20 protein-coding genes are annotated in these 21,000 nt (G+C 68.6%); 5 read left to right on the top strand and 15 right to left on the bottom strand.

What is annotated here, in order from left to right:
- Positions 1–7: 7 nt before the first annotated feature.
- The 11 genes from ACWGDX_RS04945 to ACWGDX_RS04895 all read right to left on the bottom strand — a co-directional run bounded on the left by ACWGDX_RS04945 (position 8) and on the right by ACWGDX_RS04895 (position 12,216).
- Positions 8–961 (bottom strand): hypothetical protein, encoded by a 954-nt coding sequence (locus ACWGDX_RS04945; RefSeq protein ID WP_365902996.1) that lies wholly within the window; start codon positions 959–961, stop codon positions 8–10.
- Positions 962–1,183: 222 nt separating this feature from the next.
- Positions 1,184–2,218 (bottom strand): cupin domain-containing protein, encoded by a 1,035-nt coding sequence (locus ACWGDX_RS04940; protein WP_453622330.1) that lies wholly within the window; start codon positions 2,216–2,218, stop codon positions 1,184–1,186.
- Positions 2,219–2,469: 251 nt separating this feature from the next.
- Positions 2,470–3,444: a quinone oxidoreductase family protein gene (locus tag ACWGDX_RS04935; protein ID WP_453622328.1), complete on the bottom strand. Its 975-nt coding sequence runs from the start codon at positions 3,442–3,444 to the stop codon at positions 2,470–2,472.
- Positions 3,445–3,617: 173 nt separating this feature from the next.
- Positions 3,618–4,463 carry a ribokinase gene (locus ACWGDX_RS04930; RefSeq protein WP_453622326.1) on the bottom strand — a complete coding sequence of 282 codons (846 nt, stop codon included), beginning with the start codon at positions 4,461–4,463 and terminating at the stop codon, positions 3,618–3,620.
- Positions 4,460–5,338 (bottom strand): carbohydrate ABC transporter permease, encoded by an 879-nt coding sequence (locus ACWGDX_RS04925; protein ID WP_453622324.1) that lies wholly within the window; start codon positions 5,336–5,338, stop codon positions 4,460–4,462. The genes ACWGDX_RS04930 and ACWGDX_RS04925 overlap by 4 nt, the downstream gene beginning before the upstream one ends.
- Before the next feature lie 2 nt (positions 5,339–5,340).
- Positions 5,341–6,288: a carbohydrate ABC transporter permease gene (locus tag ACWGDX_RS04920; protein ID WP_453622322.1), complete on the bottom strand. Its 948-nt coding sequence runs from the start codon at positions 6,286–6,288 to the stop codon at positions 5,341–5,343.
- A gap of 142 nt (positions 6,289–6,430) precedes the next feature.
- A complete protein-coding gene (locus ACWGDX_RS04915; RefSeq protein WP_453622320.1) occupies positions 6,431–7,792 on the bottom strand; it encodes an ABC transporter substrate-binding protein in 1,362 nt (453 codons plus the stop codon).
- 33 nt (positions 7,793–7,825) lie between these two features.
- On the bottom strand, positions 7,826–8,833 hold the full coding sequence (locus ACWGDX_RS04910; RefSeq protein ID WP_453622318.1) for a nucleoside hydrolase: 1,008 nt from the start codon (positions 8,831–8,833) through the stop codon (positions 7,826–7,828).
- Positions 8,830–10,149: an ADP-ribosylglycohydrolase family protein gene (locus tag ACWGDX_RS04905; protein WP_453622316.1), complete on the bottom strand. Its 1,320-nt coding sequence runs from the start codon at positions 10,147–10,149 to the stop codon at positions 8,830–8,832. Before ACWGDX_RS04905 ends, ACWGDX_RS04910 begins: the two co-directional genes overlap by 4 nt.
- A gap of 14 nt (positions 10,150–10,163) precedes the next feature.
- The gene (locus ACWGDX_RS04900; protein ID WP_453622314.1) at positions 10,164–11,225 is read right to left on the bottom strand and encodes a LacI family DNA-binding transcriptional regulator; all 1,062 of its coding nucleotides are present in this window, start codon (positions 11,223–11,225) and stop codon (positions 10,164–10,166) included.
- Positions 11,226–11,355: 130 nt separating this feature from the next.
- Complete coding sequence (locus tag ACWGDX_RS04895) at positions 11,356–12,216, bottom strand: helix-turn-helix domain-containing protein (protein ID WP_453622313.1); 861 nt, start codon at positions 12,214–12,216, stop codon at positions 11,356–11,358.
- Positions 12,217–12,354: 138 nt separating this feature from the next.
- Here ACWGDX_RS04895 and ACWGDX_RS04890 point away from each other — a divergent pair, with 138 nt between their 5' ends.
- A complete protein-coding gene (locus ACWGDX_RS04890; protein WP_453622311.1) occupies positions 12,355–13,110 on the top strand; it encodes an SDR family oxidoreductase in 756 nt (251 codons plus the stop codon).
- 117 nt (positions 13,111–13,227) lie between these two features.
- On the opposite strand, the gene ACWGDX_RS04885 is transcribed toward ACWGDX_RS04890, so the two are convergent.
- From ACWGDX_RS04885 to ACWGDX_RS04875, 3 genes are all read right to left on the bottom strand, one after another.
- The gene (locus ACWGDX_RS04885; protein WP_453622309.1) at positions 13,228–14,439 is read right to left on the bottom strand and encodes an L-dopachrome tautomerase-related protein; all 1,212 of its coding nucleotides are present in this window, start codon (positions 14,437–14,439) and stop codon (positions 13,228–13,230) included.
- Between the two features lie 227 nt (positions 14,440–14,666).
- On the bottom strand, positions 14,667–15,674 hold the full coding sequence (locus tag ACWGDX_RS04880; RefSeq protein ID WP_453622307.1) for a zinc-binding alcohol dehydrogenase family protein: 1,008 nt from the start codon (positions 15,672–15,674) through the stop codon (positions 14,667–14,669).
- A gap of 88 nt (positions 15,675–15,762) precedes the next feature.
- Positions 15,763–16,389 carry a phytoene desaturase family protein gene (locus ACWGDX_RS04875; protein ID WP_453622305.1) on the bottom strand — a complete coding sequence of 209 codons (627 nt, stop codon included), beginning with the start codon at positions 16,387–16,389 and terminating at the stop codon, positions 15,763–15,765.
- A gap of 297 nt (positions 16,390–16,686) precedes the next feature.
- Between ACWGDX_RS04875 and ACWGDX_RS04870 the strand changes: the two genes are divergently transcribed.
- Together ACWGDX_RS04870 and ACWGDX_RS04865 are read left to right on the top strand one after the other, a co-directional pair.
- Positions 16,687–17,133 carry a hypothetical protein gene (locus tag ACWGDX_RS04870; protein WP_453622303.1) on the top strand — a complete coding sequence of 149 codons (447 nt, stop codon included), beginning with the start codon at positions 16,687–16,689 and terminating at the stop codon, positions 17,131–17,133.
- A 125-nt stretch (positions 17,134–17,258) separates the two neighbouring features.
- Positions 17,259–17,387, top strand: a complete 129-nt coding sequence (locus tag ACWGDX_RS04865; RefSeq protein WP_453622301.1) for a dienelactone hydrolase family protein — start codon at positions 17,259–17,261, stop codon at positions 17,385–17,387.
- A 21-nt stretch (positions 17,388–17,408) separates the two neighbouring features.
- Here the strand turns inward: ACWGDX_RS04865 and ACWGDX_RS04860 are convergent, their stop codons facing one another.
- Positions 17,409–17,897 (bottom strand): hypothetical protein, encoded by a 489-nt coding sequence (locus tag ACWGDX_RS04860; protein WP_453622299.1) that lies wholly within the window; start codon positions 17,895–17,897, stop codon positions 17,409–17,411.
- A gap of 684 nt (positions 17,898–18,581) precedes the next feature.
- Between ACWGDX_RS04860 and ACWGDX_RS04855 the strand changes: the two genes are divergently transcribed.
- The gene (locus ACWGDX_RS04855; protein WP_453622297.1) at positions 18,582–20,030 is read left to right on the top strand and encodes an MFS transporter; all 1,449 of its coding nucleotides are present in this window, start codon (positions 18,582–18,584) and stop codon (positions 20,028–20,030) included.
- A gap of 81 nt (positions 20,031–20,111) precedes the next feature.
- Entirely contained in the window at positions 20,112–20,831 is a 720-nt protein-coding gene (gene npdG, locus ACWGDX_RS04850; RefSeq protein WP_453622296.1) for an NADPH-dependent F420 reductase, read from the top strand.
- The last annotated feature ends 169 nt before the right edge of the window (positions 20,832–21,000 follow it).

Genomic DNA, 21,000 nt, shown 5'->3' with positions numbered 1-21,000 from the left:
AGGACCTCTAGAAGAACGAGAGGGTCTCGACGCCGACACCTGCTTGCACGGTACGCAGGACCTCACCGCGTTCGAGATTGCACACGGCCAGTGAGCCCTCGTTGTGATTCGCGATGAGCACCGTTTCCCCGTCCTCGTGGAAGGCCATGTCCATGGGGCCCTGACCGAGGTGCAGAAGAGACTGTGACTTGAGGCCTTCGGAGAAGACCGTGGCCACCGGCGTCTCGAAGTTCGTGACCACGAGGTACTTGCCGTCGGGGCTGTAGCACGCGATCTGGGCTGCCTTCTCGTGCCCGTCGAGTCCGATCGTCGAACGGATCTCGTCCGAGGCCGTGTCGACGACGAAGATCTGGGGCTGCTGCGCGTCGACGAGGACAACCGTCTCCCCGTCAGGTGACATACCGATTCCCGTAAGGCCGTTCGGCGTGGGAATCTTCTTGACCACACGCCTCTTGGCCAGATCGACGACCGAGGCGAACGTGTCCTCCTCGTTCTCGGTGTAGAGCTTGCTGTCGTCCGGCAGCACCTCGATACGGTGTGCCTTGTTGGAGCCCACTTCGGTCACATTCTCGATCGAGCCGTTCTCGGGGTCCAGCTCAAGCATCACGCCGCTGTTCTCGCACACGCAGTACAGCTTGCCGTCCGCTCCCCAGCGCAGGCCGTGCGGGGCCAGATACGGGTCTATGCTGAAGTCGCCGGCATGCCGCCGTTCCTCCAGGTCGAACCGTGCGATCAGATGGCCCGGATGGGCATTGCCCCCGTGTATACCGTCACCGTAGATGGGGACATACGCGAAGCGGTGATCGGGCGAGATGAGAAGCTCGTGCACCCTCGGCGCGAAGCCTTCGAGCGTCAACTCCGTTTCGTACGTCACCGGGTCCAGGAACAGGACACGATTCCCAACCTTGTCGACCGCGATAAGGCCGCTGCTGCCTGTCACAAAATTTGCGTCCGTCGCCATCACTTCATCCTTCCGATCGCATGGACACATCGGCTGGGAAACTACGGCCAAGCCATGACCCGGCACTCGAACGATGTGCGCCTGGACTTCATTTCAAGGGTACTGCCGGTGCCGGTACCTGTCTCTCAGTCGACAGCGTGACCGCGCGGGTACATTTGGTTTCCTTGCGGAGAACTCGGATCGGCACGCATTCCGCGAAGAAGAGCGCAGAACCCGAATTCCCTAGGCGAACGGACCCTCGTCGGTGTCGACGTCGATGCCGAACTTCCTCCCGACCACCCTCAGCCGCTTCAGGTCTCCGTCCGGGTCGCCGCCCGGACCGGGGAGCGGACGGCACGCGCAGCGGTAGTACTCCTCGATCCCGCCGGGCACCGTCAGATTGAACAGCCTGACGATGTGATCGGTGTGGTTCCGCACCTGGTGGTGTATCCCCCAGGGCACGAGCAACAGCGTTCCGGCAGAGGCCTCGTACGCGTCTCCGTCGACCAGTGCGGTGGCGGTTCCTTCCATGACGTAGAAGGCTTCCTCATAGCGGGCATGACGGTGGGCCGGCATGCCGCCGCCCGGTTCGAGCGTGATCTCGACGGCTGTGTAGCCGGCCGCGGTCGCGAGACCCGCCGCCTTGATGGTGTATGTCGCTCCGGCGGCGTACCAGCGCTCGCCTTCATCCGCGAGTTGCAGGGTAGGACCTCGTCCCGCACCGCTCTGAAGAAGTCCCTTGGACGGATCGGAGCCGCTTTCCAGGTAGGTGACGCCGTAGCGCGGGCTCCGTGCGTTGATCTCCTGGATCGGCAGCGTGCCATGTGCGCTTGGAGGCTCGCCGCCCGGCGCACCCATCTCCAGGAAGAAGCCCTCGTTACCGCCCGGCGTGGTGAAGGTGAGGAGCTCCGCACGGTCGTCCCCGACATTGCGCCACTCATGAGGGACACCGCGCGGCGCCGCGAAGAACGCGCCGTCGCCAACCGTGGTGTGCAGTCCCCCCGCCTTCAACTCGAGTTTCCCGCGGAGCAGGAAGAAGCCCTCCTCCTCACGTGAGTGGACGTGTCTGGGCGGACCGGTGCCGGCCGGTGGATAGTCGACCCAGAACGCGTATTCGCCCCCGGTGTCCTCGCTGACGGCGCCGAAGGTGATCCGGTCGTCACCCATCCACCAGATCGAGATGCCCTCGCCCGGTCTCACCAGCTTGCCGCGCCGGAGCAGTGGCTCATCTTGCTGGATGCCGCTCTTCGGATTCTGAGGTGTTCTGGCAATGGCCATTGCTCAGCCTTCCGTCCGAGGTGTGCTCGTACTCCCTCCGACCCGTCACGGTGGCGCGGCGCCATGTCATCGCCGCGAAATCGGTGTGATCGACAGACCGGGCCTCGGGCCATTCCCCACAAACTCAAGTCTGGACCGCCACGATCCTTTGTCAAACCGTGCGAATCAACGGCGGACGGCAATCGCGATCTGGGTTGATTCGGTGAGGGTGTTCGGTGAGGGTGTCGTCACGGAGAGCCTCCCGCGGTGATTCAGGGACAGATCACCACTCGGCCTCGAATCCCCTTCTCGACCGCGAAATAGGCGGCCATGCCGTTGTCCAGGCTGTACCGGTCCTTGATGGGGAGGGGACGGAATTGTCCGGACTCGAAGTACGGCGTGAGCGAATCGAGTCGCGCGCCGGATTCGGTGACATCAAGGCTGAGGCTGTTGCAGCCCAGAATCCGGGTGTCGTTGTGGTAGAGGTCGACGAGGTCGATCTCCACTGTCCGAGTGCCGACCGCGCTTATCACCACGAGCCGGCCGCCGTGAGTGAGCGAGGCCAGCGCTGCCTGGGTCGTGACACCACCGACCGCGTCGTAGACCACGTCCGCCCCCTTGCCGGCGGTGAGCCGCTTGACGTGGGACCCGATGTCCTGCGGGCTGCCGTCGAACGCGATGAACTCCTCGATGATCGAAGCGGCCGGGGTGCCGTCGGCAGGCCGTGTCCGGTCCACGCCGATCACGTGCGCGCCACGGGCCCGCGCGATCTGGGCGACGGCGCCGCCTACACCGCCCGAAACACCGAACACGGCGATGTTCTCGCCCGTGGTCAGCTGTGCGACTTCGACCGCGCCGAGCCAGCCGACGACGAAGTTCACTCCTACGGTCGAGGCCTCCTCGAAGCTCAGCCGCTCCGGCTTGCGCGCCAGCGCCGCCGCGGGAGCGGCGAGCAGCTCCGCGTGCGAACCGTCGCGTGAGAGGCCGATGTCCCCGCCGGTGCCCCAGACCTCCGCGCCGATCCAGTCATGCGGTCCGTCCACGACGACCCCGGAGAAGTCGCGGCCGGGGATACGGGGAAGGGTCGTTTCCTCCATGTGGCCTGCGACGTTCTTCAGATCCGAGGGATTCACCGAGGCAGCCTTGACGGCTATGACAGCGTTACCGTGCCGCGCCACGGGGTCGGGCAGGTCGTCCAGGTGCAGGACATGGGGATCGCCGAAGTGGTCGAATCGCAAGGCACGCATGATGGGGCCGCCTTTTCCGGGCTTGAGGGTGGGTGTCCACCAAGGTTCTCGTCACCGTTCCCTCCTTCTCGGCGCTCCGGGCTCGATCCGGCTTCTCTCTTCACTGTCACAGACCGTGAAAGACATGTCCAAGTCTTCCGGTGTGGAGCAGGGCGCGGACGCCGGGGGTGCCCCTATCGGCTGGACCTCGGTGTCCGGATGGCCTGGGCCGCCGCGAGGGTCGCGTGTTGTGCCGCTTCGACGAGGCTGGTCCCGTGGGCGAGGTGAGCCGCTGTGACACCGGCGAACACATCACCGGCTCCTGTGGTGTCGACCGGTGTCAGCCTTGACGCGGGAAGGTGTGTGGTCCGCCCTTTCTCCACGACGAGAGAGCCGTCGGAACCGAGTGTGATGATGACGGAAACACACCGTTCCGCAAGGAGGTTCGCGGATTCCTCCGGTGTTTCGGCGAAGGTCAGGTGGTGTGCTTCGGTGAGGTTGACGATGAGGGGATCCGCGGCGGCGAGGACGTGTTCGGGCAGGGTGGCGCTGGGGCTGGCGTTGAGCATCAGCCGTGCGCCATGAGTCACCGACCACCGTGCCGCGGCCTCGGTGGTCGCCTGCGGGATCTCCAGCTGGCTGAGGACGAGTTGGGGGGCGAGGATGTCGAGTGCGCGCGTGACGTCGGCGGGCAGCAACAGGCGGTTCGCCTCGGGGAGCACGGTGATGCTGTTCTCACCGTCGGGCGTCACCGTGATGAGGGCGTGACCGCTGGGTCCTTCGAGGGCAAGGAACTGGGAGACGTCGACCCCTCGCCGTATCAGCTCGGCCTCCAGCGCCCGGCCGGCGTCGTCGGATCCGCGGCGGCCGACGAACGCCGTCGTGGTGACGGTCGCCGCCGCGGCCGCCTGGTTGAGGCCCTTTCCGCCCGGGTGCTGGAGATAGGCGGTGCCGAGGACGGTCTCGCCCGGGGCAGGGCGACGAGGGGTATGGGCGACGAGGTCGAGGTTCGCGGATCCGACCACGGCTACGCGGGTCAATTCTTGCTCCCAGTGGTGGCGACTGATGCGACGAAGTAGCGCTGCAGAGCGAGCAGGATCACGGCGGGAATGACTGCCAGCACGGCTGTCTCGGCGAAGACGCGGCCGTAGTCGCTGCTGAACGCGTTGAAGGTCTTGGCGATGGCGACGGGAGCGAGGTCCTTGCCGTCAGTGGTGGTGACAAGGATGGGCCACAGATAGGCCTGCCACTGAAAGAGGAAGAGGATCAGACCGGTACCGATGAGCGCCGGGCGGGTCAGCGGAAGGTAGATCCTGAGGAAGATACGGGGCCATCCGGCACCGTCCACACGTGCCGCTTCGGCCAGTTCCGGCGGGATTCCCAGGAAGAACTGACGGAGTGTGAAGATCGCCAGTCCGTTCCCGAGTCCGGGCAGCACAAGGGCGGGAAGGCTGTTGGTGAGGTCCCAGTCGCTGAACGTGTGTGCCAAGGGGATGGCGATGGCCTCGAAGGGCACGAGGAAGCTCAGCACGACCATACCGAAGACGAATTTACGGCCGGGGAAGTCGACCACCGCCAGTGCGAAGGCCGCCATCGCGGAAATCACGATGCCGAGGACGACGGTCAGGGCGGCCACGATCACACTGTTGGAGAGATTGCGCAGGAAGCCGTTGTCGATCGCTGACTGGATGTTCTCGAGGGTCCAGTGCTCGGGCCACAGCATGTGCCAGTTCAAGGAGGAACTGCTGGCGAAGGTTTCGGTGGCGCTGCGGAACGTACTGGCGATGAGCCAGAGGACCGGCAGGAGGAAGGCGATGCCTACGACGACGGCGATGACGGCCAGCACGACACGGCCGGTGCGGCTGGGTGCCGGGGCCGCGGACGGGCCGGGGTCCTGGAGTGGGGTGCGGTTCATGATCAGCTCTCCTCGGCGCTGCGCAGCAGCCGGAACTGGACCGCGACGATGACGATCATCAGGGCGAGCAGCACAAGGAGTTCCGCCGCGGCGGTGTGCGGATCGGCGAGCTCGAAGCTGTTGTGGAAGATGTCGTACATGAGGAAGTTGGACTTTCCCTGCGGCCCCCCGTCGGTGAGGATCTGCATGGGCGCGAACAGGACGAAGTTCGAGACGGTGTCGGCGACCAGGACGAACAGCAGCGGCCGGCGGAGCAGGGGAAGCGTCACCGACCAGAAGCGGCGCAGCGGCCCCGCTCCGTCGATCGCGGCGGCTTCGTAATACACGGTCGGGATGTCGTTGAGACCTGCGATGAGGAAGATCATCCAGTAGCCGACGCCGATCCAGCTGGCGATGAGGATGAGGCTCGCGACGACCTGTCCCTGTCCGGTGAGGAAGGGCTGCTGGTGGATGCCGACCCCGGCGAGCGCCGCGTTGACGGGGCCGTCCGGGCGCAGCGCGATCCCCCATACCACCGCGGAACCGGTCATCGGGACCGCGGCGGGCAGAAAGATCAGTGTGCGCCAGATGCCGGTGGCCGGCAGGTTCTGGGTGAGGAGCACCGCGAGGGCGAGTGCCAGCGCGATCTGCAGTGGGTTGACGATGACGTTGAAGATCAGGGTCTGCTGGACGGAGGACCAGAAGGCGTGGGAGGAGAAGAGCGCCGTGAAGGTGTCGAGGCCCACGAAGCGTGGCGGCAGCGTGCTGCCGGGGAGGCTTGTGTGGGTGGCGTCGTTGACGGCCTGGATGACCGGGACGAGCCGCAGCACGATGATGAGCGCGAGAGCGGGCGTCAGGAAGATGGCCGCCGCGCTGAGGTTGCCCACGAGCCTGCGCCGGTGAAGGCTGCCCTCGCGCTGTGGCGGCGGAGCTGTCTCTCCGGCTTCCGGAGGGTGCGTTGTGAGTGTCATTGCGGGTGTCCCTCCCGCCGGCCGGGGTCTGTCGGCTCACCCCGGCCGGCCGGTTCGCATGGGTGGGAGTCTTCCGTCTGGATCAGGCTGGATGAGACGCGGCACCAAGGCACGCGAGCCCGGCGGGATCCGGACGAGAGGCTCAGCGGTACTTGGCCCACGCCTCGTTGATCGTGCTGGTGGCGGAGGAGAGCGCACTGGCCGGGGAGGCGCCGTTGCTGATGTCGTCGAAGGTCTTGGACAGTGTGTCCTCGAACTCGACGTAGCCGGCGGTCCTGGCCCGCAGTGTGGCTGTGTTCGCCAGTTCGTACTTGGTCAGTTCGACGGCGCCCTCCATGCGGGGGTCCTTGAAGACCTTCTGGTCGTAGAAGGCCGCCGTGCCGGCTGTGCTGGAGGGCGGCACGGCGAGGCTGGACATGTGCTGGGCGAATCCACCGTTGTCGAGCGCCATGTACTTCATGAAGATCTCGGAGGCGACCGCGTGCTTGCCCGCGGGATTCAGTCCGAGGGACCACCCGCCGGTGGGGGTGACGGCCTTGCCGCCCTCGAAGGAGGGGTAGGCGGTGACGCCGAAGTCCAGCTTGGCGTCGGCGGTGAACTGGGTAGCCCACCACGGACCGCCCGGGAAGAACGCCACCTGGCCGGAGGCGAAGAGGTCGGGAGTCTGTGCCACCGGTACCCCGCGAGGGGAGATCTTGTCCTTGTACAGGGAGCCGTACCAGGTCATCGCCTTTTCCCAGCCCGCGTTCTCCAGTGCGGGCGTGAGGTTTCCGGTACCACCGGCGCCCGAGCCGCCGCCGAGGCTCTCGGCGAGGGGCTGCAACTGGTAGTAACGGTTGACCTGGTCGAACAGCAGGCCCCACTTGGCACCCGCTTGCTGGGTCTTCTTGGCGTCGGCGGTGACCGTTTCCCAGGTCAGCCGGTCGGCGGGCTTCGCGGAGGGGAAGGGCACACCGGCCTTCTTGAGCAGCGCCTTGTTGTAGTAGAGAAGCTGGCTCGACGTCTGGAAGGGCATCGCGACAAGCTTTCCGTCGCTGGTCGCGGCGTCCAGTGACGTCTTGTCGACCTTGCCCGCCATGTCCGGGAACGCCTTGGACAGATCGGTGAGCCAGCCCCGTGCCTGGTAGGCGTCGGTACGGGGCATGTCGACGTCGAAGAGGTCGAGGGTCGAGTCCCGGCGGCTCAGGCGTGTGCTGAGCACACTGTTGAACTGGTCGAACGGAACCGCCTGGTAGTCGACGGTGATGTTCGGGTGTTCCTTGTGGAAGGCCGCGAGTACGGGCTTGATGTCATCGGCCGAATACGCGGCACCGGCGTAGGTGATGGTGACCGGTGTGTCCGGGTCCTTGAGGCCGTCGGCGGTGGTGAGCCCCTCGGGCTGCTGTGCGCCGCCGGATGTGTCGGAACCGGATCCGCAGCCGGTGACCAGCAGGGCCGCGGCGATCGCGCCGACGACGAGTCGTGTTCCGGTCCGCGCGGGGTGGGGAAGGGTGGGAAGCTTCATGACGGTCCTCTCTGACGGTCATGGGGATTGCGGTCAATCGCCGGCGGGAGTACCGGTCAGGCGATCGAGGAAGAGATGGCCGAAGCCAGGCACGTCGGTGTCGACGGCGACCGAGGCGTTGGGGGGACCGGGTGGTGGGGCGAGGGCGAGTCCGCGGTCGGCCACGACCAGGCCCCGGGCCAGTTCGCTGGTGGTGTCGGTGGCGACATGGGCGTCGGCCCACGTACACAGGGACGGATCGAGGACGGCCGCCACCACGAGGGGGTCGTGCAGGAAGCACGCGTCCCGGTGTTCCTCGCGCAGCGGGAAGGCCCTGGCCAGGAAGTCGATCCAGGCCAGTGCGCACTCTCCGGCCCAGCGGCCGAAGGAGTCACCGCGGGACAGAGTGGCGGCGTCGTCGCGGGTGAGCCGCACCCGGGAGGTCTGGTCGATGCCCACCATCCGCAGCCGCGCGCCGCTGGCGAGGACCATCGCGAGCGCTTCGGGATCGACATAGGCGTTGAAGTCGCCGACGACGGTGATGTTCTGGGCGTACCCGGTGGCGGATCCCGCCATCATGACGATTTCCGCCACGTTCCGCGCGAATCCCGGGTCGAGGCGCAGCGCCAGCGCGAGGTTGGTCATGGGGCCGATGGCGACCACCGAGATCTCGCCCGGATACGCGGCAGCCAGTTCCACGAGATACGCGGCGGCCGTGAGGTCGCTGGTCGGTCCGAGCCGGTCGTCCGCCGCCGTGGGGACGGCGGGACGGTCACCGACGACGTCGTCGAAGAGCGCGCGCAGGGGAGCCATGTCGCGCAGCAGTGGCCGGTCGGCGCCGCGCAGGACGGGGAGGTCCGGGTGCCCCAGTCGCCGGGTGAGACGTCTGGCGACGTCGACTCCCGTGTCGACGTCGACGTTGCCGTTGACGACGGTCAGTGCCTCGACGGTCAGTTCGGGCGAGCGCAGGGCCAGCGCGATGGCCAGGCCGTCGTCGATGTCGGATCCGGGTTCACCCAGACCGGGGTCGGTGTCGATCACGATTCTGCGTGTGGCGGTCATGCGGGCACATCCTGTTCGAGGGCGATACGAACGGCTTCCGTCCGTGCGGCGAGTTCGGTGACGGTGATCCGGTCGAAGCCGCGTACGGCGCTGCGGACCACTCCCCCGGTCGGTTCCACCAGTCGGCCGGGTATGGCGTCCGGACCGTGCAGGGCGCCGAAGACACTGCCGACCGTGGCCGCCGTCGAGTCGGTGTCACGGCCGGCGCCGACGGCGAGGCCGACACTGCGGACGAAGTCCCCCTCACCCCAGAGGAGGGCGGCGGCGATGATGGCGGCGTTGTTGACGGTGTGTACCCAGTTGTAGCCGCCCAGTTCGCTGTCGATCCAGTGCTGCGCCGTTTCTCCGTCGGCCCCCCGCTCGGCCAGGCGCAGCAGTTCGGCCTGGCTTCTGTGGAGCCGCGAGCGCGGTGGGACGACGGAGAGCGCGCCCCTCAGGGCATCGATCGGCTCGGTGGACACGAGTGCCTCGGCGACCAGTGCGGCCGACCACATCGCGCCGTAGATCCCGTTGGCGGTGTGTGACAGAACCGCGTCGGTCAGCGCCATCCTTGCCGCGGCACGTGGCTTGCCGGGCTGGACGTAGCCGTAGACGTCGGTCCGGATCAGCGCGCCGATCCACTCGCGGTACGGGTTGTCATGGGTGGCCGTGTGCGGCGGCCGCAGGCCCCGGACGAGATTGCGGTACGCGGCCCGCTCCGCCGTGAACGTCTGGGTGAAGGGTATGCGGTCGAGCCACTCGTGGGCTATGTCCTCTGTCGTCAGGCCGCGCCCGTATGTCTCCAGCAGGTGCAGGCCGAGGATCGTCCAGTCCAGGTCGTCGTCCCGCGGGATGGCGTCGAAGCGCCCGGCCGCCGCGTACGGGGCGGATTCATGCAGGTGGCTGACCCCGGCGGGCAGTTCGTCCAGCAGAGGGATGAACCCGGTCTGCGGCCATTGGCCGACGGCCCGGAGGTAGACGGCGACCTCGTCCCGCGTCAGTCCCTCGACGGGCTTGCCCATCGTGTTGGCCACACACCGTCCCAGCCAGGCACCCGCGAGACGGCGGGGAAGCTGGTCCGCGAGGACGGGCCGGGGCGGTGACGGCGGGGCGAGGGCCGCCCATATCTCCTCCGCGTCGGACGGTTCGTCGTGGTCCCAGCCGGTGGAGCGCCGCAGAGCGGCCAGTGCCTCCGCGATGGAGGCCAGTTCCGCGAGGTCGTCGACCGCGGCGGCCCGACGGGCCGCGTCCAGCAGTTCTCCGGCGGCGTAGCCCGATGACAGAAGCTGTTCGGCCTCGTCGGGGACGAGATCACGTGGGTCAAGTACGTCGTGCACGAGCTGTGAGCTCCTCAGGCAGATTCACGGTGAACGAGATGGTGCTGGACCAGGACGCGGCGCGGCGTTCCGGAGGGATCGTCTATCCGGGCGAGCAGCAGTTCTCCCGCCACCCGCCCGATCTCCTGGGCCGGGACCCGCACCGTGGTCAGGGAAGGACTGACAAGGCTGGCCGCGTCGATGTCGTCCACACCCAGGACGGCGACATCCGAGGGAACGGACAGACCGAGCGAACGGGCCGAATCGAGGGCTCCGATCGCCATCAGGTCGTTGGCGCAGAACACCGCCGTGGGCCGCCGCTCCAGGTCCATCAGCAGGTTCATCGCCTTGGCCCCGGACTCCCTCGTCCAGTCCCCCACCGCCTCGGCCGCCCGCAGGGGCCGCAGGCCGTGATCGCGCAGAGCCTGCCGGTAGCCGTCGAGGCGTGCCGAACCGGGAGCGACGCGGATGGGTCCGGAGATGATGCCCATCGTCCGATGGCCGTGACCGTACAGATGGGCGACCGCGTCGGCGGCGATCCTCTCGTCGTCGGAGGACACCACATCGGTCGATGTCCCGTGGCGGGGTGAGCCGACGGTCACCACACGGGCCCCCGAGGCGAGCAGAGGCTCCAGCATGCGGTCCGGTACGTCGACGGCGGCCACGACCACCCCGTCCACCCGGCGCTGGACGGCCTCGTTGAGGAAAGCCTCGATCGGTGGTGTGCCGGCTCCGACGTCCGCCAGCAGGACGACGTACTCGCGCTTGCCGACCGCTTGCTGAAGACCACGCGCGAGGGCGGGATAGAACGGGTTGGTCAGGTCCTGGACGACCAGTGCGACGGTCTGGCTGCGGCGGCCGGACAGACCGAGTGCGAAGAAGTTCTGCTGGAACCCCATCTCCTCGACCACACGCATCACCTTGCGGCGGGTGGCCTCGGAAACGGGCCGCCGTCCTGACAGCACATGCGAGACGGTCGTCTTGCTCACTCCCGCCCGCGCGGCGACATCCGAAATGGTCGCGGGCCCTTTCGGTCCAGTCGCTCCGGCAACATCCAAACCGGTTTGCCTGGACGACGCCGTAGGCGCATCACCCATCTCCTCCATCTGCGCTCCTCGCTTACAAACCGGTTTGCGTTCGAGAGCAACAGTCAGCCAAATCAAGCCATGAAGTCAAGAGGTTCACTGTCTGGAATTCAACAGCCGGGATGATTACCCTCGGGGGGCCTCACGACCCATGTCGGGCGATCGGGCGCAGGCTCGCCAGGGCCTCGGCGTCACGGCTGCCGGGCTCGGCCGTACCGACGAAGAGGGACTGGGTGGGGGCGTCCTGCACCTCGAAGGCCTGGTAGGTGAGGGTGAGGCGGCCGGCCACCGGGTGGTGGAACGTCTTGGTCTTGCTGCCGAGGCGCCCCACGTCGTGAGATCCCCACAGTGCCGCGAACTCCTCGCTGTCCCGCAGGAGTTCGGCGATGAGGGCGGTCGTTCCGGCGTCGTGTCGCTCGTTCCGCTCGTTCCGCTCGTGTCGTTCGTGTCGCTCGTGTCCTGATGCCAGCCGCAGGGCGGAGACGGCGTCGCGGGCCACGGCGGGCCAGTCGGCGAACAGTTCCCGGGCCGCGGGGTCGCGGAACAGCGAACGCACCATCGCACGCGGATCCGTCAAGGGCGAGAGCAGCGCGTCGGCAAGGACGTTCGAGGCCAGGACGTCCATGCGTCGGTTGAGAACATAGGCGACCGCGGCGGGAAAGGCGTCCATCAGCTGGAGCAGACCCCCGGCGACCTTCTCCTCGTCCGGGGAAGGGTGATCGGGCTTCGGCACGAGCCCGGCCAGGCGGTAGGCGTGCCAGCAGGCATCGGAGTCCAGGCGCAGCGCCCGCGCGAGGGCGTCGACGACCTGGCCGGAGGGGTGGCGTTCGCGGCCCTGTTCCAGGCGGGCGTAGTAGTCGGCGCTGACCCCGGCCAGGACGGCGACCTCCTCGCGCCGCAGTCCGCTGACACGGCGTCCCGTGGAAGCGGGAAACCCCACGTCCGCCGGGCTGACACGCGAGCGACGCACCTGTAGGAAATCACCCAGTTCATTGCCGGTCATGTCCGGAATCGTACGCCGCCGCTTCCAGGGAGTGCCGCACCCAGGAAGGCCCGTCCTGCCGCCGCGGCCGGAGCGGGAGCACCCTGAAAGCCCAGGTCGGCACGGCACGCGGCCGACCCGTATCCCGAAGGACCGCGCATGACCCTCCCCACCACCGCCCTCCCCACCACCGCCGCGTCCAAAGTGGTGCTGATCACCGGGGCCGGCAGCGGCATCGGCGAAGCCACCGCCAGACGGCTGGCCGCCGCCGGGCACCGTGTCGTTCTCGGCGCCCGCCGCACCGAGCGCCTGGCCGCCCTCGCCAAGGAGATCGAAGCCGATGGCGGCAGCGCTCTGCCGCACACCCTGGATGTGACCGATCCGCTCAGTGTGCGCTCCTTCGTCGCGGCCGCCCACGAGTGCTACGGCCGCGTCGACGTCCTGGTCAACAACGCCGGAGTGATGCCCCTGTCACGGCTGGACGCGCTGCGCACGGACGAGTGGGACCTCATGATCGACGTCAATCTGCGCGGAGTCCTGCACGGCATCGCCGCCGTCCTGCCGATCATGAGTGCCCAGGGCGCCGGACACATCGTGAACATCGCCTCCGTGTCAGGACTGCGGGTCGACCCGACCGCCGCCGTCTACAGCGCCACCAAGCACGCGGTCCGCGCACTGTCGGAGGGCCTGCGCCAGGAGAGCCGGGAGCTGCGGGTCACCGTGATCAGTCCCGGCCTGACCCGGAGCGAGCTGATCGACACCATCGGCGACCAGGACGTCAAGGACGCGGTCACCGGCCAGATGAGCATCGCGATCCCCGCCGCCGCGATCGGCGAGGCGGTCCACTACGCCATCACCCAGCCCTCCGACGTCGATGTGAACGAACTCGTCGTCCGCCCCACCGTCCAAGGGTGAGCCCTACGGTGGGCGTCACAGGAAGCCGGCCGCGACAGCCGCGTTGGTACGGCGGCAGCACCTGGCATCGAAGGGGCGCGACCGGTCGCGCCCGGTTCAGCGTCGGGCGGGACCGGTTCAGCGTCGGGCGGGACCGCTGTCGATCGGAAGGCGGAAGAGTGTGTACGGCTTGCGCCGGAGATCGACGCCTTCGTGGTAGACCGCCTGGCGGTTGAGCTGGTTGGCCATGACGTAGAGGTAGTGGTCGTAGGCGACCGACAGGGTGTCCGGCCAGATCAGCCGGTCGTCGCGGACGAGGACGCGGTACTGCCCGTCGGTTTCGCGGCGGACGAGCGCGTTCCGCTCGATGTCACCCCCGTAGACACGTCCCGCGCTGTCCGTCTCCAGCCCGTCGGACATGCCCTTCCTGCCGAGATTACGGATGGTCGACGCGACCTGCGCGTCGGTCCGGCGGAAGTCGGTCAGCGCCTCCGTGCTCACGGCATACAGGGTGCGGCTGGAGAGCGGGCAGTAGTACAGCCACTTTCCGTCGGGGCTCAGCGCGATGCCGTCGGCCCCGACGTTGATGGGACTGGTGGGCCCGTTCGCCGGCCGGTTGAGCAGGGGTTGTCCCTCGACCGTGGGCACGAAGTCGGGAACGGGGCGGGTGGAGGGGTCGTTGTTCAGCCGGCGCCGGGACTCACCGGTGGCGAGGTCCACGACGATGAGAGCGTTCGGACCGTCCGTGGACGCGTCCGTGAGGTACGCGGTGCCGGCCTTCCCCCGGGTGAGGTCGAAGCGGACGTCGTTGATGAAGCTGCGGGGCCCCGCCACCGCGGCGGGGAAGACGATGGTGCGGACCACCTTGTTCGTCCGCAGATCCACCGCGACCAGCTTCGGGCCCCCGACGGGGGCGTCCGCCCATTCGATACGTCCCGTGTCCACGACCCACAGCCGGTCGGAGGCGTCGACCACGACACTCTGGACGCCGAGGAAATGCCGGACGGGGTCGCCGGTGTCGGCGACGTTGACCGCCTGGTCCGGGTAGGCGACAGGCTTCCCGTCGCGGATCTCGGCGACCGAGTAGGGGACCTTGTCCCCCCAGTGCGGAAAGTTCACGAAGATCCTGCCGGTACGGGAGACGGTCACCCCGGTCGGCATGGCACCGTAGAACGAGGCGACGGGCTCCAGCCGCTCACCGGCCGCGCCGCCACCGAACGCCTCGGGGACGGCCCGGGGCGCGACGGCCGCATCGAGGGTGCAGCCGGACAGCAGCAGTGTCAGAGCCACGGGGGCCGCCGCCGAGACGAGGGCACGGCGTGCGACAAGGGTGCGACGACGTAGAAGCATGTCTCCGCCCTTCGGTGGGAAGGCGATCAGGATGCTTGCTCGTCCACCAGAAACGCTTCGGCCGAGCCGTTCTCGTGTGAACGCCGCCGAGCCTGGCTCCGACGTTAAGACACCGACTCGTCGACGGCAAACGCTCAGCCACCGGTCAGCGGCCCAGGGTGACCGCCGGCCAAGTGGACGGGGCCGCCCACCTGTGTGGCGCGGGGCTCGGACCGGTCCGAGCCGGTTCAGCGGGCGACGACGACCTTGCCGGTGGTGCGGCCGGACTCGACCAGCCGGTGAGCCTCGCGCATGCCGGTGGCCGAGAAGTCGTCGACGGTCGTGGTGAGGGTCGTACGGATCCGCTTGGCGTCGACCAGTCCGGCGACGGTCTCCAGGAGCTTTCCCTGCTCGCCCATGTCGTCGGTCCGGTACATGGACCGGGTGAACATCAGCTCCCAGTGCCAGGCGATGCTCTTGGGCTTGAGCGGGAGCAGGTCGAGCCCCGCGGGCTCGTCGATGGCGGTGATGTGGCCGAAGGGCCGTACGATCCGCGCGAATGCCTCGATGTTGCCGTGTGAGTGGGGGCTGAACAGATAGTCGAGCCCTTCGGGGGCCATCTCGCCGGCGGACTCCACGAGACGGTGGTGGTCGACGATCCCGTCGGCGCCGAGCTGCCTCACCCACTTCTGCGACTCCGGCCGGGTGGCGGAGGCCAGCACACGGAGCGCGGTGAGTTCCTTGGCGAGCTGGATCATGATCGACCCGACGCCGCCGGCCCCGCCCAGCGCCAGCAGCGTCCCGGTGGAGCCGGCGGTCAGCCCGAAACGCTCGAAGAGTGTCTCCCACGCGGTGATCGTGGTCAGCGGCATGGCGGCCGCCTCGGCGAAGCCCAGAGAAGCGGGCTTACGGGCGGCGATCCGCTCGTCCACGGCGTGCAGGTCCGCGTTGGCCCCCGCGCGGGTGACATCACCCGCGTACCAGACCTCGTCGCCGACCGACAGTGTGCCCACCTCCGGGCCGACCGCCTCCACCACGCCTGCCGCGTCGAACCCCAGAATCCGCGGGTCGGCGGTCGGTTCGAGGGCGATACGGCTCTTGACGTCCGCCGGGTTCACCGACACCGCCTGGACCCGGACCAGGATGTCGCGGGGCCGTGGCTCCGGCCTGGGAACCTTGACGTCCTGGAGGCTCTCGGGGTCGTCGACCGGCAGTCCCCTGTAGGAGGCGATCGCCCGCATCGTGGTCGTCGTCATGGTGTGCTCCTTTGTACGCTTTCGTGCACGCTTTCGCGGCTGCCCGGTCGGCATTCCGTGACGTACACGTTGCCGTCGGTGCCGGGCCTCAGCCCGCCTGACGCGCCTTCCGAACAGGGGACGCCTTCCGAACAGGGGACAGCGAAAGAGAAGTGCGAGGCAGATCGGCAGGCGCGTCAGCCGGTGCCTGGGCACGGGTGAGGAGGCGGGCGATGTTCCGGCCGGAGGCGCCGCTGACACCGGGGCCCGGCCAGGTCGCGGCGCCGATCTGCCACAGGCCGGGGACAGCGGTGCGATACCCCCCGCGGTGAGCCGCCATGGGGCGCCCCGTGAATGCCTGGACCAGCGAGTTGTCTCCCTGGGCGTGATCACCGGGCCCGGCGTTGGGGTTGTGCAGTGCGAGGCCGGCGGGCGTCGTGATGTGACGTTCCACGACGAGGTCGGCGAAGCCCGGCGCGTGCAACTCGGCCTCGGCGACGACCCGGTCCGCGAAAGCCTCCGCCGTCGCCAGGTCCCATCCGTCGGACCCGTAGGAAGTTCCCGCGGCGTCCCCGGACGGGCTGTGCGGTACGTCGAGCGCCTGGAGCCGTACCACGGCGTGTCCCGCGGGAGCGCGAGAAGGATCGACGGCGGTCGGTTCGTGCCAGGAGACGGACGGATGCTCCGGCAGCACACCGGCCTCGGCCTGCCGGACGGACGTCACAAGCGTGTTCACACCGCGTCCGAGATTGATGGCACCGCCCTGGTCGAGCCGGCTGTCGGTGAACCGAGGCCGGGCGGACAGGGCGAGATTGATCTGAAAGCAGCCGCGCAGGTATCGATAGGCCCCGGCCTGGCTGCGTATTCCTGGGGGATGCCCGGTACGTTCCGCAGCAGCTGGCCGTAGAGGAGGTCCGGGGGTGTCGAAACGACGACCGCCTCACTCGCCCTGACCGTCGCCCCGTCGGAGGTCCGCACGCCGACGGCACGGCCGTCCCGTACAAGGATCTCGTCGACGTCCACCCCGACGCGGATGCTGCCACCACGCTCGGTGACCAGGCCGGCCAGTCTGATCGTCGAGGTCCTGCCGGGCGTACGGCCACTGGCCGTCGAGCCGGCCCCCGGGATGGCGGTGCGCGACGACCTCCCGGCCGCTACCGGGCTCAGGGCTGAACGGCTGGCGCTTATCCGTGCCCAGGACGCGGCCCGCTCGGGGGACATGCGCCCCGTGCTGGACGCGGGTGAGGCGGACCCGTATGTCAGTTGTGTCGCCGCCCCCCTGCGGATTTCGCCGCGCGACACCGGCGCGGTGTCTGTGATGGTGCCGGGTGGCGACGGCGTCTCGGACCATGTGGTCGCGGCGACCCGCCGCACGGTGGGCCTGATCACGACGGGGCTGTCAGCCGAGCCCCGGCCACGCGGACGCGCGCCGAAGGACCGGGATCCGAGGGATGGACGTGCGACAGGGCCACAGCGGTAGAACCAGGCGCTACGCGGATCGCATCAGAGCCGGCGAACCTGCGACTTTGCCCGTGGCCGCGTATTCTTGATCGCCTGGACGCTGTCGCCGACACGCTGGAGCCCCGTCCGGCAGACGCTCCCGAGGTGGAGTTCACCGTGTACCCCGGAGCCGTCCATGGCTTCCACGCCGACTACCGCGACGACTACAGCCCCGTCGCCGCGCCCGACGGGTGGCAGCGGGCGTTCGGCTGGCTCCGTCGCCACGGAGTGTGACCGCACACCTCGCCGCGTATGTCAGCGAGGTGTGCGGGCCGCCCACTTCAGGAAGATGTCACGGTCGTCCAGCCCCCAGGGCACCCTGTTGATGTCAGGAAGCCGGGAAATGGCCATGTCCTTCAGCCCCAACATGAACTGGCAGGGAAGGGTGTCCGACCAGTCTTCGAGTGTCTCGGCCTGGGTCTGGTACATGTAGAAGGCGATGGCGTGCAGGATCACCACCGGGTCGGGCTCCCCGGGCAGTGCGTCGAAAACGTAGGCACGGGCCTCGGCGAGGATGTCCTCATCCCATTCGCAGTACTCGATGTGATACACCCAGATGATCCGCCCCAGTTCATCGGCGCTCTCCGCGTTCACCACGACCCTGGCCCGGCTGTCAGGAGCACCGAGCGCGGACGTCTCCCCGGAGACGGTCAGCCGCTGCCAGGACTCATACGATTCGCTCCACCTGAGAGCCGCTGTCAGCAGCGCGTCGATGTGCGTCCTGCTGACGAATAGCTCGCTCATACGGCAACTCCTCGGCTGGGGAACTCCATTGCGGAACTCCATTGCGGAGAACTTCTACCAGCCGGGTCCGACATCGCTTCCCGACCGGTCCGAACCGTTGGACCAGCGGCCCCGCCACCTCGAACGGCACTTGTCCTTCCGACGGACGCGTCTATCCTGCGGCAGTGTGCGCCGGTCAGCAGTGTGCACCGGTCATGGCGGCGCCGGACGCGTGGGCGCGCCGAGGCCGCGACGTCCGCAACCCCACACCCTGACACCGGACACAACAACGGCCCCCACCCCGAGCAAGCCGGGTGGGGGCCGTTATCCGTGCGGGCGCTCCGGAGACTTCTGGCGATGCGGTGTTCCGCGATGGGTGGGTGCTGGGCCGAGCGCGCGTGCCGCCGCCGCGGACCCACCCGCGGCTGGGGAGCCCGGCGTTCGAGAGTCCGGCGTTCGAGGTCGCCGTCAGGCAAACATCATATTGATTGGCTGCATGCCTCTTGACCTGTTGCGAGGACAGCGGGCAATCTCACTGTAATCATCATGATGAATAAACAGCCTCGTTCCGAAGGATCGTTCCGCCGACACGGGCCCGCTCCTCCGACCCGCTCGGCGCACCGCGCGCGGCCGTACAGGCACCCGTACGGGCACTCCGGGATGCCTCCCAGGTGGAGACCTCCCCCAGACAACAGGAGCCGCACCATGACCGCAGTCACCTCGCCCGAAGCCGCCGCCGGGAAACCGCTGCCGATGTCCCGCGGGCGCTATCTGTACCTTCTCGCCGCCGTGACCTGGCCCGCCCAGGTCATCGCGATCGTGGGCACCATGAGCGGCAACGCGCAGGCGGCCGTGGCCCAGCACTTCCGTACGACGCACATCGCCTGGTTCAGCGTGACGCTGTTCATCGTGACCCTGGCGATCACACCGTTCGCCATGCGGTTCGGCCAGATCTACGGCAAGCGCAAGGTCATGCTCGTGCTGATCGGCGTCGGCCTGGCCGGTGACGTGGTCGTCGCGCTGTCACCGAACTACGCGGTCATGCTCGTCGGCCGCGCCCTGGCGGGTTTCTACGGGCCGGTCGCCGCGCTGGTCTTCGCCTCCGTGCGCGACCTCTTCCCGCGTGAGCGCGTGGCGAACGTCTACACCGTCATCGGTGCCGTCATGGGCGGCGCCTCCCTGGCGTCCCCGCTTGTGGCGGGCCTGCTGATGGAGCACCACGGCTGGCGCAGCGTGCTGTGGACGATGGCCGGAGTGACCGTGCTCTCCGTCGTGTGCATCGCCCTGATCCCGGAGACACCGGTCCGCGGCACTCTGGCGGGCCTGGACTGGCCGGGCGGAATCCTCCTGGGCACAGGTACCTCCGTCGTGGCCATCGGCGTCGGCATGGGCGGAAACTGGGGCTGGACCAGCGCGGGCATCCTGGGCTGCCTGATCGGGGGCTGCGCGCTGTTCGCCCTCTTCGTGGTGGTCGAACTGCGCGCACCGCGGCCCATCTTCGATGTCCGGATCCTGGGCCGCCGGTCGGTGTCCACCGTGCTGACCGGGCCGGCGCTCATCGTCGGCACCTCCAACATCGCGCCCACGGTCCTGACGTTCCTGGCGCTGTTCCCCGCGATCCCGCACGTGTCCGCCAGCCTCGGCTGGAGCCTCACCCATCTGGCCCTGATCGGCATACCGGCCGCGCTGGCGTGGGTCGTGGCGGGTCTGCTGACCGGGTACGTACTGCGCACGGTACCGCCGCGCGCGGTGTGGCTCGCGGGCAGTCTGACGATGACCGCCGGGCTCCTCCTGTGCGCGCTGTACCACCGCACCGCCACCGAGATCATCCTCACCGGCATCGTGCTCGCCATCGGCACCGGTGTCATCCAGGGCACCTCGAACGCCATGATCGTGTCGGTGGTCGGGCCCGACGACCAGGCCCCCGCCAACGGACTGAGCGGCATGCTCGGCGCCGTCATCGCCATCCTGGGGCTCCAGTTGGTGTTCGTCGTGATGTCGAACCAGTCCAGCGTCGTGAACGGGATCGCCTTCTACCAGGACGCGGCGTTCACCAACGGCTACTACCTCCTCACCGCCATGGCGGCCCTCGGCGTCCTCGTCTCCGCGCTCATGCCCCGTGTGGAGCGTCCGGCCGACGCACTCGCCGAGTAAGCCCCCTCGCCTCCTCACCACCTCCTCCCGTCGCCTCCCCCCTCGGGGCGGACCCGCGCCCCCCTCACCGCAAGGTTGTCCATGTCCACCACGCACCACCCCGCTCACAACACCCCTTCCAAGGCCGCCGCGAAGGATCCGTGGGAGCTGCCCAACGTCTCCGGACTGGTCGTGGGCGTGCTCGGCGGCACCGGCCCGCAGGGCAAGGGCCTGGCCTACCGCCTGGCGAAGGCCGGCCAGAAGGTGATCATCGGTTCACGCGCGGCCGATCGCGCCGAGGCCGTCGCCGGGGCGCTGGGCCTCGGCATCGAGGGCGCGGACAACTCCGGGACCGCCCGACGGAGTGATGTCGTGATCGTCGCCGTGCCCTGGGACGGCCACCGCGCCACCCTGGAAGCGCTGCGCGAGGAGTTGGCCGGCAAGCTCGTCGTCGACTGCGTCAATCCCCTCGGCTTCGACAAGAAGGGCGCCTACGCGCTGAAGCCGGAGGAGGGCAGCGCCGCCGAACAGGCCGCCGCCCTGCTCCCCGGCTCCCGCGTCACCGCCGCCTTCCACCACCTCTCCGCCGTACTGCTCCAGGACCCCGCCATCGACCGGATCGACACCGACGTCATGGTCCTGGGCGAGGAACGCGCCGACGTCGAGACCGTACGGGCCCTGGCCGGGCGGATCCCGGGCATACGGGGCGTCCACGCCGGACGGCTGCGCAACGCTCACCAGGTCGAGTCCCTCGTCGCCAACCTGATCTCCGTCAACCAGCGCTACAAGGCCCACGCCGGCCTCCGCGTCACCGACATCTGACACCGGCCCGGCGCGGGTCCCGTCACGCCCTGGCCGTGCGCCGCCGTTTGAGTGGGGGGGCGGGGCCACGGCCGGGCGCGGCCCCAATGGCGGTTAGCGGCCGGTAATTAGAAATAATACCGGGGGGTCTTAGATAACAACACGTCAGGGTGCGTGACCGGGGTGCCGC

The organism is Streptomyces sp. NPDC055025, assembly GCF_053608565.1.
The sequence above is the reverse complement of the archived record's forward strand: the minus strand, read 5'-3'. Positions and strand labels throughout refer to the sequence as shown.